This window comes from Methylophaga sp. UBA2496 (assembly GCF_002341635.1).
Classification (GTDB): Bacteria; Pseudomonadota; Gammaproteobacteria; order Nitrosococcales; family Methylophagaceae; genus Methylophaga.
In genome coordinates this window covers 415,082-429,562 of record NZ_DDOK01000003.1, presented here as the reverse complement: position 1 = coordinate 429,562, position 14,481 = coordinate 415,082, and the positions used below count along the sequence as shown (strand labels likewise).

12 protein-coding genes and 1 riboswitch are annotated in these 14,481 nt (G+C 40.8%); of the genes, 1 reads left to right on the top strand and 11 read right to left on the bottom strand.

All coding sequences use genetic code 11. The features are described 5' to 3' along the window. Positions 1-14 precede the first annotated feature (14 nt). From B2W60_RS02885 to galE, 11 genes are all read right to left on the bottom strand, one after another. On the bottom strand, positions 15-767 hold the full coding sequence (locus B2W60_RS02885; RefSeq protein ID WP_292361824.1) for an SGNH/GDSL hydrolase family protein: 753 nt from the start codon (positions 765-767) through the stop codon (positions 15-17). A 116-nt stretch (positions 768-883) separates the two neighbouring features. Then, positions 884-2,659 (bottom strand): hypothetical protein, encoded by a 1,776-nt coding sequence (locus tag B2W60_RS02880; RefSeq protein ID WP_292361760.1) that lies wholly within the window; start codon positions 2,657-2,659, stop codon positions 884-886. 394 nt (positions 2,660-3,053) lie between these two features. Continuing rightward, entirely contained in the window at positions 3,054-3,944 is an 891-nt protein-coding gene (locus B2W60_RS02875) for an ExeA family protein (RefSeq protein WP_292361759.1), read from the bottom strand. A 3-nt stretch (positions 3,945-3,947) separates the two neighbouring features. Continuing rightward, complete coding sequence (locus B2W60_RS02870; RefSeq protein ID WP_292361758.1) at positions 3,948-4,796, bottom strand: CpsD/CapB family tyrosine-protein kinase; 849 nt, start codon at positions 4,794-4,796, stop codon at positions 3,948-3,950. A gap of 32 nt (positions 4,797-4,828) precedes the next feature. Further along, positions 4,829-6,598: a GumC family protein gene (locus B2W60_RS02865; RefSeq protein WP_292361757.1), complete on the bottom strand. Its 1,770-nt coding sequence runs from the start codon at positions 6,596-6,598 to the stop codon at positions 4,829-4,831. Positions 6,599-6,628: 30 nt separating this feature from the next. Then, positions 6,629-7,789, bottom strand: a complete 1,161-nt coding sequence (locus tag B2W60_RS02860; protein WP_292361756.1) for an autotransporter domain-containing protein — start codon at positions 7,787-7,789, stop codon at positions 6,629-6,631. A gap of 25 nt (positions 7,790-7,814) precedes the next feature. Continuing rightward, positions 7,815-8,366, bottom strand: a complete 552-nt coding sequence (locus tag B2W60_RS02855) for a polysaccharide biosynthesis/export family protein (RefSeq protein WP_292361755.1) — start codon at positions 8,364-8,366, stop codon at positions 7,815-7,817. 121 nt (positions 8,367-8,487) lie between these two features. After that, positions 8,488-9,015 carry a hypothetical protein gene (locus B2W60_RS02850; protein ID WP_292361754.1) on the bottom strand — a complete coding sequence of 176 codons (528 nt, stop codon included), beginning with the start codon at positions 9,013-9,015 and terminating at the stop codon, positions 8,488-8,490. A gap of 30 nt (positions 9,016-9,045) precedes the next feature. Beyond that, positions 9,046-9,128: riboswitch (cyclic di-GMP riboswitch) on the bottom strand. A gap of 381 nt (positions 9,129-9,509) precedes the next feature. Then, positions 9,510-10,913, bottom strand: a complete 1,404-nt coding sequence (locus B2W60_RS02845) for an undecaprenyl-phosphate glucose phosphotransferase (RefSeq protein WP_292361753.1) — start codon at positions 10,911-10,913, stop codon at positions 9,510-9,512. 33 nt (positions 10,914-10,946) lie between these two features. After that, positions 10,947-12,347 (bottom strand): mannose-1-phosphate guanylyltransferase/mannose-6-phosphate isomerase, encoded by a 1,401-nt coding sequence (locus tag B2W60_RS02840; RefSeq protein WP_292361752.1) that lies wholly within the window; start codon positions 12,345-12,347, stop codon positions 10,947-10,949. Between the two features lie 16 nt (positions 12,348-12,363). Next, complete coding sequence (gene galE / locus B2W60_RS02835; protein ID WP_292361751.1) at positions 12,364-13,344, bottom strand: UDP-glucose 4-epimerase GalE; 981 nt, start codon at positions 13,342-13,344, stop codon at positions 12,364-12,366. A gap of 254 nt (positions 13,345-13,598) precedes the next feature. Between galE and galU the strand changes: the two genes are divergently transcribed. Continuing rightward, positions 13,599-14,456 (top strand): UTP--glucose-1-phosphate uridylyltransferase GalU, encoded by an 858-nt coding sequence (galU, locus tag B2W60_RS02830; protein ID WP_292361750.1) that lies wholly within the window; start codon positions 13,599-13,601, stop codon positions 14,454-14,456. Positions 14,457-14,481 lie beyond the last annotated feature (25 nt).

The following is a 14,481-nucleotide window of genomic DNA, read 5'->3' as shown; positions in this document are numbered from 1 at the left end:
ATTCATCCATAAATTTATTTAAAAGTATCTTTTAACATATTATTTAATATGCTATATCCCATTTCATTTAAATGCAGTGTATCAAGAGAAAAATTTTTATCAGTTTTTAATCCATTAGTTAATTTCGTTGTTGGATCCAGAATATATACGCCATCTTTATCTATTTTTTTTATCCAATTATTGATATTTACAACAGCGCTATCAATATCATCCGACCATAAGAAATACCATTTCCCCTGAGGTGTAGATGCTGGAATAACTGTTATCAAATATACATCAATATCATGCGCTAATAATGTTTCAATTATATTCTGGAGATTATCCTGAACAGTTTGAATAATTTTATCGCGCTTATCGGGTGTAAAGGCTATTGCCTTAAGATCATTGATACCTAATTGCAGAACCACAGCATCAGCATTGATGGCCAATATATCATTCTCAACTCTCAATGCTACCTGTGCGGTCGTTTGTCCCCCAATACCACGATTAATAAACTCAAAACCATCGATCTGTGGTATTTCATCCCACATTTGTATGCGTGAATCACCAAATAGAACTACCCGGTAGCTGGTTGAGTTGATACTGTCAGATTTTAATCTCAGATTATCTGTCTGGTAAAAGCGTTGCTGTGAAGGGTCCAATCTCACTTCAAGCATTTCAGTATAAATGCTGTGAGAAATCTTCAGCAATATGAAACTTATCAGCAGTAAAACACCACTGATCATAACAATGAAGCGTCTTGATAATAGAAATTTACTGACCATCATACCCACAAAAATTAAACCTTCAGATGATTCTATCTTATAGTCTAAAGAATATCAGTCAGAAGACAAAAAAAAAGCCCGGTAAAAACCGGGCTTGATAATAATTAAAACTTAGAGACTTATCGAATTAAACATTTACCTCTAGCAAAAAATCTACATTCTGATGCACTCTCATTAGTATAGTCATTCTGCATAGACTCAATAAGATTATCATAAGTAAAGTTACTGCTACTTGTTGGTCTTGGGCTTGCCCAGGACGGACGCTCAAAGCTTGTAACTGTTTCAGTATCATTGCCTGAATCGACGACTTCAGTCTCAGGTTCAGTAACAACTGGTTCCTGTTGCACTGGAGCTTCAGGCGTGTTTTCAACTACTTCTGTTTCAGGCTCTGTAACAACTGGTTGCTCCTCAACTGGGTCTTCAGGCGTATTTTCTACCACTTCTGTTTCAGGTTCAGTTACCACTGGTTGCTCTTGTACTGGCTCTTCAGGTGTATTTTCTACCACTTCTGTTTCAGGCTCAGTAACAACAGGTTGCTCTTGTACTGGCTCTTCAGGTGTGTTTTCTACAACCTCAGTTTCCTCTTCAATAATATCGATAATTGATACACCATTGTGTAACGTACAGGTGTTTTTAGACGTATCAGTATTGATATTTGCATCATACTTATCAAAACAATCTGTTTTTGTATCAACTGGCAATTTAATATCATTATTCATAACATTAAATTTGTTTACTCCACCGATTGAAACACCATTTCCAGTTAAGTGATTAAGGATAACTTTATTATTTTTAATAGTGATATTTTTCGATTTAACACTATTCTCGATTTTAGATGGAATTTTTATACCAGCACGTAACTCGCTACCTTCATCGATAATCTCGTTACCTTCAATGATTGCACCATCACAAGAAGCACAGCCAATACCGACATTACCAACATTAATCAATTTATTATTTCTGATGACCGTGTTGGTGAAATACTCATCTTCATGAGAATAGCCTGGGTCAATACCTATGCCCCAGCAGTGACCAGAAGTTTTTCCCAAATCCTCTTTTATAGTGTTCCCTTCAATAACAAGGCCGTTAAATTTACCATGGACAACTAATGATACACCTGAACAAACTCCATCATAACGGGCTGATTTATATAAAAGGTTATTCTTTATTTTCATACCATTAGCTGGCTTGTGAGCTCCAAGGTATATGTTATGTGTGAGAATGCGTTGTGAATAACCATTGTTTTCAAAAACATTATTTTCTATCGAACAGTCCTGACATGAACCATAAAAACCTTGGTAAAAATTACCGATTATAGTACTGTTTTTCACTAGAAGCCGGTCATTGATTCCGTTGGTACCAGGATTTAAGTCGCCTGCGCCAGCCGAGCGAATACCAATTCTAAAACCTTCAATATGAAGGTTCTCAATAGTAACGTCATCGACATCGTTATACATATCTATGCCATTAGCTTTGCTTTTAGAGTCGCCCATTAAGGTTAAGTTTTTTACAACATAACCACCATCCGGATCTGCATTTGCCCCTTCTTGAAAGCGAATTGAGGTGTTTCCATTGCTGACAATAAGTGGTTTGACTAAGTTTTTGTTACCATAATCACCAATTGTACAGGTACTAGAGGCTGTACATTTTTTATTATAAAGATGAACCCCTTTTGACTGTGGAAACACACCACCACGACAAAAAAGTACACTATCCCCAGCATTCATTTTATTGAAAGTGTCCATTGCTTTTTCATAGCTTTTGAATGGTTTCGCTTCAGTGCGGCCATCGTTGCTGTCGTTACCGTTATCGCAAACGTAGTAATTTTGTGCTTGTGCAGTGGCACTGAGCGTGCCTAGTAGGAATGTCGCCAGTAAAATTAATGACTTTTTCATTTCATCTCCCCCCAATTAGTAAATAGATGATTGCGTGAATGATGATATGCACAAAGGTATTTTGAAAAGGTGATTGGAATCACATATTTAGTTTCATTTGTCATGGCGTTCATCATAGTGTGAAGCAGACCGCAATTATCTTCTCTAATAATTGCTGAGAGATTTTGCTCTAGCCAAGAGTCGATGATTTTAATACGCTTTTAGTATAAAAATCAAAGATAAAAAAAGCCCGACGTTTCCGCCGGGCTAAAAATCCCCTGGGGGGCAGAGGATTTTTTAAAACATTCGATAAAGCAGGGATGATGCCTGCTTCATAAGTTTATTGAGTAGATTCTATTGTTTTAGAATTTAATTCAATGTGAGCTCGGTCACACTTTGAATGTGATTTTTGAGATTAGCTTAGTTGTATGTTGTGTTGTTCAAGCAACCAGCTTTTAACGCGCTTTACGTCCGGATTTTCTGAAAATTCAGTTCTCACAATACGAGAAGCTTTTTTATCCCGCATCATTTCCTGAATCAATGTCACATCAACTTCGAGTTTGTTGTCGGCAAAGGCATAAACAAGTGCAAAGTCACATAGATTATTTATACGTCTGGGAATACCTTCGCTATAACAGTAAATAACAGCACAGGCTTCATTAGAAAAAATCTTTTGTTTTGCACCAGCCACTTGCAGTCGATATTCAATATAGTTTTGTGTTTCAGGAAAGTTTAATGCTTTCAAATGAAACTCAACGCCTATCCGTTGCGCAAACTGAACCAGTTCAGGTTGATTTAGTTTATCAATCAGTTCAGGCTGCCCGGTCAATACCAGTTGAAGAAAAATATCCGAGTCTATATTGACATTAGATAAGAGCCTTAACTCCTCCAATGCCTGCACAGTTAGATTTTGTGCTTCATCCACAATCAATACGACTCGTTTACCTTGAGCATGCTGCTCAACTACAAATTCAATATAGTCGCGATAACGCCCGGCATTATCAGTAGCGTTTGATTCGATCTCAAGCGAGTCAAGTACCCAGGTCATTAACTCACCAAATGATTCATGGGTGTTATTAATCAATCCGATAACACAGTCACCTTCAATTTTGGATAATAATGCTCGGATAAGTGTGGTTTTACCTGCACCAATTTCGCCCGTCACTACCGTAAAGCCGGCATGGCTCATCAGTCCGTACTCCAGCATCGTCAGGGCTTTTTTGTGATTGGGACTCAGGTAGAGAAAGCGAGGGTCAGGAACCAGATTAAATGGTTTATGTGTTAGTCCAAAATGCTCTGTATACATAAATTAATAATTTTGATGTTCAGGGGCTCGTGAACATTTATTGATAACGGTTCCCATAAGATTAGTGCCTTCAAGCATTTGCAGTACTCTTAAAATGTTAGTTTCAGGGTTTTTACCGTCCTCTAAAACCAGAATCGTGCTATCAAAGTAGTTACTCGCCAAAAGGACGTCATCAGTTTGAAGTACGGGTGGCACATCAAAAATAATTACCCTTGAGTCATATTGTGATCTGATATCTGAGACCAAACTGGCCATTTTAGGGCTGGATAACAGTTCGGCTGAATCCTCTGCCCGACCTAAACCGGGTAAAATAACCAGGCGTTTAATACCAGGATTAATCAACACATCGGAAAGCGGGTGGTCACCCGATAAATAATCTTTTAATCCTAGTTTGACATCAAGGCCGAAATATTTGGCAATACTCGGATTTCGCAGATCCATATCTACCAGCAATACTGTTTGGTTTAATTCCATTGCAATTGCAATCGCGAGATTGGCTGCAACGACCGATTTACCTTCACCTTCTGTGGGAGAAGTAACGGCCAGTGATTGCCAGTTATTTCCTCGCATTTTTTTCAAAACCTGAGTACGTAACATTCTGAATACCGCGGATTGCGAATTATTATAAAAGCCAGCAATTAACCGTTTCCGGTCTAACTGCTCGTTTGAAACATTAACGACTTTTGTTTGGGAATATTCAATTGAATCAATTGGCGCAATTAACGGATCCGTTGCCTTATTTTTCGAACCGGCATCAGCAGCAGCTTTCTCAGGAGCAATGACCTCTGGTTTCGTCACTGCTTCTGCATGCCTTTGTTTCGCCTTATCAAGGGCTTTTTGGATTCTATCCATATAATTTACTTACCAATAATTGAGTAATATTTTTAAAGTACATTAAGTTTATTCATGACTTTAAACCATAGCACTTCCAAATTCATAATGTAGAAGTGAATCGCTGCTATGCCGGCAATAATCATTAAGATGAACACAATTAATATCCGAATCCTGTTTACTCGCTTTCTCCGTTTATCATGCTCAGTACTGATCACCGGGATTACAACCAATGGTGTTTTACCTACCAGTTGACTGATTTGACTGTACCCGCGCACACCACCGAAAAGTAGCTCAATGAGAATAGCCATTCCGGCACCGGCACCCAGCGAGCCAACAAACGCCATTGCCATCAGTTTTGGCCGATCCGGTTTTTCAGGTTTTGCTGAAACCCGGGGAGGCTCGATTAATACAAAACTTTCACCTTTACTTTCAGATTCAAGTGTCTGTGCTAATTCAGCTTCTAGCTGCTTGGCACGTAACTCTCGATACTGGTTGAGTTTGTTTTCATGATCCCGCGTCAGGTCAAGGTATGCACGTTGCACCTGATTGGTTTTGTAAACTCGTTGTTCGTATTCAGCAAGCCTCTCTCTTAGCTCATTCTGCCGCTGGCGCATGCGCGCTACTTCGCGTTTGGTTGCATCAATTTTAGCGGAAACTTCTATATATACAGGATTAGATGCCATTCCCTGCTGTTGTCCTGGAGAATCACCAGCAACATCTTGTGGCAAATCTGACAACATTTTTTCAATCCTGGACACTTCCGCTTCAGCGGCTTTCATATCAGGATGTTCAGATGCATATCGTTGTTTTAAATTTTGTAAATTTGATTTAGCCTCGGCCAATTGATTCTCAAGCTCTGATCGGGGTGATGCAATAACACCAAGCTCTGCTTCCAGTGCTTCAATTTGTCGTTTAGTTCTTTGCAAATCGGGATGATTGGCTGAGTATCTGCTCTGCATGCTGCGATATTCTGATCTAAGTTGTTGCAGTTCAGTTTCAGCTGTCGTTGGTTGGTTTGGTGCAGCAGGGTTTTGACCGACAGCATCTCTTGGGATCATGGATAACTGAATGCCCATGGTACTGATTTGATCGTTCGTCACCATAATTTGATTTTCCAGCGAGGCTATTTCCTGCTGAATTGACTGTACCATTGCCAGATTGTAATCCAGCAAATCCGGTAAGCTATCGCTGTATTGATCTCTGAACTCGGCAATCTCGGTTTCTGTTTTCTGAACTTCTTTTTGCATCCGGTCACCTTCCAGTTTTAAAAAACTGGTGGTTTCTTCAGCTCTGGCGGTCCGAACCCGTACATTTTCACTTAGAAATTCTGTCACGATATCATCAGTGACCAGTTTTGCTTTTTCTGCTGACTCATCGATAAACCAGACTCTGAATGCAATACTGGCTTGCTTGGCACGACCACTTGCCGGATCCGTTACATTCGCCTGCACAATTTCAACGCCGACATTTTGCTTAAACCGATCAACAATGTCGGAGGTTGAGGCTTTATTTTTACGTTGCTGAACATAGAGATTATGCTTTTCTACCAGAGGAATAATTCGATTCGTTGTCATCAAACGTTGTCGAATCAATTCAATACGCTGGTCGGCGTAACTGGTAATCGTGGTCCTCACAAGATCATCCGGTATATCTTGTGACTCAATTAAGATCACGCCCTGTGATTTAAAAATTGCTGGCATAGTCATTACAACGTATGCCGACACTGTCATTAGAATTATCGCCGGTATGATTACCCAGTATTTTCGACGCCACAGGATATCAAGGTAATCGCCGATACCCTTTGTTTGTTCTTCTTCCATCTAACTCTCTATTGTTATTTACGGATTTATCTAGCGAGAATAAAGCAGACCGCCCCAATCGTAATTAAGCGTTAAGAACACCATATTACTCTCTGCATCCTGGGCGGTATCACCCTCCTGTTTGCGGAATTGATAACCAAAATTAAGAGCAATATTTTCTTCAAGTCGCCATCTTAAACTGGGTGAAAACGTCATATAGTCGCGATCAGTATTATCAAAGTCGCTGGCAGATGTAGTCTGTTGATAAGAAGCCAAAAGTCCAAAATCCAATTGACTTGCAATTTGACGTTTCCAATCAACCGAAATACTTTCCTGTTCATTCACGACACCTTCACCGGATGGATTAAGTGCTTTTGCAATTTTAACTGTAATGTTATTCAAATCACCTTCATAAATGGCTGATAATGAATAAAGCGTGCCTGAGCTGGTATCTTTAAAAGTTGGTCCATTGATAATGTTGTTTTCACTATCAAGCGTATTGTAGCCAACCTGTCCTGCAAGAGACCAAAGTTCTGATAACCGGTAGGTACTGGTCACATTTAAATTATAGGCTTCATATTCAGAAGTTCGATTTGCAGCTTCTGCCTCATAGTCAATATAGGTCAGTGCAAGTCCGGCTGAGAGTCGCTCTGTAAAGTTTCTTCTCCACCCTCCCGTCAAAGAGTAGGTTTCGTTATCAAGGAACTGATTATCATCATAACTTCGATCCTGATAACTCAGGTTTGTATAAAGGAAGTCTCTGGCGGTAAGTTGATATTGATAACGAGGGGCTATTGAACGTGTTGTTACCGTTGCATCCGATGCAAAATCACCAGTATCCTCTGCCGCGATAGTACGTTGGGCACGCTTGGAATATTCAGCATCCAAACCATATTCACTGCGTTCATGTGTGGCACTACTTGAAAACAGTACAAAGGGATCCTGACGATCCAACTCACTCAGACTGGTAAACCTTTCAATTCGATAACCAGCATCAATTCCAAGAAATGTATCTTCAGTCGTTCTTGAAAGAAATAGTGTCGGGGTGATTTCAGTACTAAAACTCCCTTCCTTATCCTCCCGAAGCTCGACATTATCGTCATATCTCAGCGTTGGAGATAAATCAGCATCAACAAGATATTCAGCAGCCATTACTGAGTTTGAAAGCAACATAAATGACGGTAAGATGCTGTAAGCTAATTTTTTGTTCATGCTGACTCCTCCGATGAGTATTTATTCAAGGAACAATCATAATATCACCGCTTTCCAGCATGATATTCGACTCTAGGGATCTTCCTTGTTTTATGCGGGCATAATATACGGGAATCGTACGTTGTTGTGTTCCTTCACGTCGCAGAACAATAATGTCATTTTCTTTTGCAAATTGCGCTAACCCCCCAGCAAGACTTAAGGCCTGCATGGCATCAAGTGGTTGACTCATGGCAAATGAACCCGGTGTCACCACTTTGCCAAGAATATGAATCGTATTTCCACCAACAACATCAACCGTTACGGTCACAACTGGATCAGAAATATAGTTAGCTAACTTTTCACGGATTTCATTTTCAACCTGAAAAACGGTTTTGTCTTTAGCCATTAACTGACCGGCTAGCGGAAATGAAATCGTTCCATCCGGCAGAATGACAACTTCTTTTTTTAAAGCATCTTCATTCCAAACCGAAATGCTCAGCCTGTCACCCGCGTTTAATGTGTAATCAGCCTCAACAGCATTCGCTGTGCCGAACATAAAACTGGTCATCAAAACCAATACAAAAAACAATTTTTTCATAACCGTACTCCGTCGTTACAGAAAACATCTAGAAACGATATTAACACTATTAAGAATAAAAAAAAGGGGGCCGAAGCCCCCTTTCCTTAAACTAACAATATTGTTAACTCTTGTGAACTTATTAAGCAGCTGCAGCGTTCTGTGCTTTACGACGTAAGCCGAAGAAACCCAGAAGTGCAGGAGCAAACAACCACAATGCCGCTGGAATTGGCACTGCAGAAACGTTCAATTTGTAACCAGCAACATTCTTGATGCCATCCAGCAAGAAGAAGTACTGAGTACCTGCAGTCAACATAACCGTTTGTGAGAAGCTGAAAATGCCAGTAAACGGTGATTCACCAGCTGAGAAAATTGGTGAGTTATCACCAAAACCAACATTGATTGATGAATGATTCGACAAACTCGCACCGATCGCTTCAAACGTGATTAATGCTTTGGTGTTTTTGTCAGATTGTAAAACAAAATCTGAGTACCATGTGACACCTAAGCCAAGACCAGACGCACTAACATCACTTGAGTTATTAGAATTAATTGTCTGAGTAGCTCCACCCAGAAAACCACCTGTACCTGCAAGTGTTAAGTCAAGCGTCGCAGCATTTGCACTGACTGCAAACAAGAAACTAACAACAAAAAGCATCGCTTTTTTCATAATAATACCCTTTAAATAGAAAAATTTAAGCAATGCAACCCGGCCATCTTCGTTCTAGCCAAAGATCCGTGGCTTTCCGACCCCGCCTCACGACAGGTTTGGCTATAAAACAAGATATTTCTATCTTGCGTTCAGTGTATCTCCCAGAAACATCTCTCAGGAGTACGACTAAAAGTTAACAGCTTTCACGCTGCATTAAAACTGTACTTTGGTACTAGACCTTAAAAAAAGTGTGATGAAGCTCAAAACTATGAAACAAATAACTCTGCTAAGCATTTACCCACAAACTTGCTTAGCTATTCAGCCGATCATTACCTCTTATAAACCCGGTTTAACCTAAAACACCTGACTAATAGTCATTCACACCATATTTCTTTACATACGGGTAAGGTATACAACCCCATAAAATATATACAGTAATTACTGTACTGATCCAGTTTAGGCTGTTCAGCTTACAAAAATGTGACACTACCATGGCTGTGCGGGATAAAACATCAATACACATCACTTCCTTTAAAACCACGAATTATCGTCAGCAAAATTATTTTGATATCCAATAACAAAGACCATGTCTGAATATAAAGCAGGTCGTACTTAACCCGCCCCTCCATTTTGTCGAGGGTATCTGTTTCTCCGCGAAAACCATTAATCTGCGCTAAACCTGTTATGCCTGGCTTAACTTTGTGACGAAGCATATAACCATGAATTTTTGCACGATATTCTTCATTGTGTGCAACAGCATGTGGTCGTGGCCCAACAATAGACATCGAGCCGCCAAGAGAATTAAAAAACTGTGGTAACTCATCCAGTGAGGTTCTTCTTAAAAAGCGACCAAAATGCGTTACACGACTATCATTTTTTGTTGCCTGAGTGACCGTTTCACCATCTTCAGTAACCGTCATCGTCCGAAACTTCCACACTTTAATTTTTTCACCGTCCATTCCATAACGGGTTTGTTTAAAAAACACTGGACCTTTTGACGTTGTTTTTATTCCAAGGGCTATAAACAGCATTGGAATCGCAATAAGAAAAAGAATTAATAAACTGAAGACAATGTCTTCCAGACGCTTAATCATGCTATCAATACCGGCAAATGGCGTTTCGTAAATACTGATTGCCGTGATACCCTGATAATCTACCCATCTGGAGTTGAGCAAATTAAAGGTAAATAAATCCGGGACCAGGTAAACGGATGCAGTGGTATCGGCCAGTTTTTCAGTCAGTAAACGAATGCGTGCCTCAGCGGCTAAAGACAGGGTAATGAAGACAATATCGATCTTTCCGCGACGGCAGTCTGTTACCAGATCTTCGATACTACCAATGACAATGGTCTCTTCATCCTCAAGACGGCGATCCGGTGCAGGCTTTCGATCATCGTAGAAGCCGGAAAAACGATATCCGGTCCAATCCATATCATCAAATGATTTTTCCAGTCGATAGCCCAAATTTGTTGCGCCAACTATGGCGACACGACGAGTATTCAATCCTTTTGAGCGCATGATGCCTAAAACCATTCGCACAATGGCATGCCAGGAAATCAGTTCGATGGGGGTAACGATAAACCAGATAATCAGAAATGGCGTTGCATAGGTTTGTTCATTAATAACTATCCGTTCAATAGCAACCAGTATTGCAATACTGGTTCCCCAGGAAAATAACACGGCGGTTACTTCATCCCGGACATAGGTCCCACGCCATGAGCGATAGGCATCCTGTGACTCTGCAAAAAAATGAAACAGTATGATTGAAAACAATAATGACCAAACATGTTTAGGCTGCCAGTCGATGGCAAACAAATCCATCAAGGCTACGAATGTCACCAAAATAATAGCGCTATCAATCAAACGGGAGATTGCATTGATTTTTGAATCGAAATGTCGGATCTTGCTTTGCGCCATAATGGGTCTCAGGTAACCTCTTTATTTTTTAATCTATTTTCGGTTATAGCTATCCTGCAGGCGGATAATGTCATCTTCCTCCAGATAACTGCCGGATTGTACCTCGACAATTTCCAAAGGCACCCGCCCAGGGTTTCTTAGACGGTGAACACTGCCCAAAGGAATAAAGGTTGATTCATTCTCTCCCAGCAACATCACTTCATCATCACGCGTCACCTCTGCAGTACCGCTAACCACCACCCAATGCTCGGCTCGATGATAGTGCATCTGCAATGACAAAGATGCGCCGGGATTCACAGTAATACGTTTCACCTGAAAACGTTTTCCATAGTCCACCGAATCATAACTGCCCCACGGCCGATAACATTTCCGATGGGTATGAACTTCTTTGCGGTTTTGATTACTCAGGGTTTCAACAATATTTTTTACATTTTGTGCCTGGTCTTTATGCGCCACCATGACGGCATCATGCGTTTCAACTACCACTACATCATCCAGCCCCAGTACAGTAACCAAACGATTCTCACTATGAATATAGGAGTTTGTGACCGAGTCGATAATGACATCGCCAACCAGGACATTGTTGTTTTCATCCTGCGGAAACGCTTCCCATAAGGAAGACCATGATCCTACATCGCTCCATCCTGCATCTAATGGAACAACCATGGCTTTGGTCGTTTTCTCCATTACAGCATAATCAATAGAATCACTCGGACATTGTTCAAAAGCGTCACTATCTGCACGAATAAAATCTAAATCGGTAATAGATTTTTCAATCGCTTTTTTACAGGCAACCACCATTTCCGGATGATACTGTTGTAATTCGTTAATGTATGAAGATGCCTTGAACAGAAACATACCACTGTTCCAGAAAAAATTTCCTGCAGCTAAATAGGTTTCAGCGGTTTTTTGGTCTGGCTTTTCAATGAAACGTTTTACGTCACTCGGTTGATCTTTTTTTACAGCTTCGATGTAGCCATATCCAGTGTGGGCTGATTGAGGCTGGATGCCAAACGTGACCAGTTTACCCTGTTCAGCAAGTTGCTTAGCCTGTTCAATGGCGTGATGAAAAGCCGTTACATTTTGTATCAAATGATCTGCTGCCAGAACCAAGAGTAATGGATCGTCTCCATTTTCAAGTGCTTTAATTGCTGCCAAAGCAATGGCTGGAGCAGTATTCCGGGCACAAGGTTCTAAGATGATCTCCCTGGCGGACATCTCAATTGTCTGTAATTGTTCTGCCACCATAAATCGGTGTTCAGTGTTACAAACAATCAATGGGTTTTCTACATCATCCAGACCACCTAATCTAATAAGCGTATTCTGAAATAACGACGATTCACCAAATAGTGACAGAAACTGTTTAGGCTTGTTTTTTCTTGATAAAGGCCAAAGTCGTGTTCCGGTACCCCCAGAAATTATCACTGGAATCATGACAAGTAATCCTTAGCTAAAATGTTTCATTCTGATGCCAATGCCATGCCGTCGCAATAATTGACTCGATATCGGTGTAAGCAGGTTGCCAGCCTAGAACTTGTTCAGCTTGTTTGGCATCAGCAACTAATACTGGCGGGTCACCCGCTCTGGGGCCTTCTATTGTATACACAATGTTCTGTCCAACGACTTTTCTGGCAGCCTTAATAACGTCTAAAACACTAAAACCATTACCATTACCCAGGTTGAAAGCAAATGCACCAGCATGTTTTTGCAGGTATTCGCCTGCTAGTATATGCGCAGAAGCAAGGTCACTCACATGAATATAATCACGTATGCAGGTACCATCAGGTGTTAGGTAATTATCACCAAACACTTTCAATTCTGATGTTTTTCCGGCAATAACTGATTTAAGAATATTAGGAATCAAATGTGTTTCAGGCTCGTGACGTTCGCCGATCTCACCGTCAGCATCAGCACCACAGGCGTTAAAGTAACGTAATGCAACGGACTTTATACCAAATGCATGATGATAGTCACCCAGTATATCTTCAATCATTTTTTTGGACTGGCCATAGGGATTGATTGGTAAACGTGAATGCTCTTCGTTTATTAATTCTCTCTCAGGCATGCCAAATACAGCCGCTGTTGAGGAAAAAACCAGTTTGTCATGCCCGGTGGCCACCATGGCATCTAATAAGTTTAACGTGCCCACAACATTGTTACGGTAATAAAGGGCTGGATTTTGCATGGATTCACCCACCAGCGATTTCGCACAAAAATGCATTATCAGATCGAATGGCCCTTCATCCTGCAAAATCCTGATTAAGCTATCAGCGTCAAGAATGTCGGCTTCAATAAACTGACTCCAGCGAACTGCTTCACGATGCCCCGTGCTTAAATTATCGACGACGACACTTTGATGATTTATTAACGCCAGCGCTTTGCAAATATGCGAACCAATGTAACCCGCACCACCGAGAACTAACACTTTCATTTAACGTATTCCTTGTTTCGCCCACAATCAATGAAATTTACCTGAGCAGAGTTCATAGCCCTCGTTGCCTATTAAAAAAATGGTTGAAAGAGTGTTTTGAGCGAAACTAAATAGTCATGTTGTACGAATACAATGTATCAGTCTACTGATAACTGGAATAAATGTACCAACATGCAATTCTTGAACTTCACAGGCAATTACTTTAGCTTAACGTCATCACTTTTTTCCACAACAGTTTGATAAGGATCTCGTCAATGGCTGTAAAAAGTCTTATAAGAAAATGTTTATTTCCTGCTGCCGGTTATGGCACACGATTTCTCCCGGCAACTAAGGCAATGCCAAAAGAAATGTTGCCGATTGTCAGTAAGCCGTTGATTCAATATGGTGTTGAAGAAGCGATGGAGGCAGGTATAAGCCAAATCGGTTTTATCACCGGACGCGGTAAACGCGCTATTGCTGACCATTTTGACACTAGTTTCGAACTGGAACATCAAATCAAAGGTACATCCAAAGAAAAGTTTTTGGATGATATTCGTTATCTGATGGATAACTGCGAATTTGTGTTCATGCGACAACGTGAAATGCTGGGTCTGGGTCACGCCATCCTGACCGGCGAGCCGATGATTGGCAACGAACCTTTTGCTGTCATTCTGGCTGATGATTTATGTGCTAAACCTGATGAAGGTGGCGAACGCGCGCTCAGCCAATTAGTTGCTTTGTATGAACGTTACCAATGCAGCATTGTGGCGATTGAAGAAGTACCTGCTGATGAAACTCATAGTTACGGGGTTATTTCCGGTGATGAGATCGCTCCGGGAATCTATCAAATCAAGGATATGGTTGAAAAACCTAAACCGGAAGAAGCACCAAGTAACCTGGCCATCATTGGTCGCTATGTGCTGACGCCTGAAATTTTCGACTATTTACGTAAAACCCAGCCAGGCACTAACGGTGAAATTCAAATTACGGATGCGTTACGCCTGATGGCACAGGATCGACTGGTTTTAGCCGTTAAGTTCAAAGGCCGTCGTTTTGACTGTGGCAGTGTTGAAGGGTTTGTGGAAGCCACAAATTACTACTACGAACATGAGCATCTGAATAAATCAGTGTAAGGCTAGGGCTTGTTGATCCTTCATA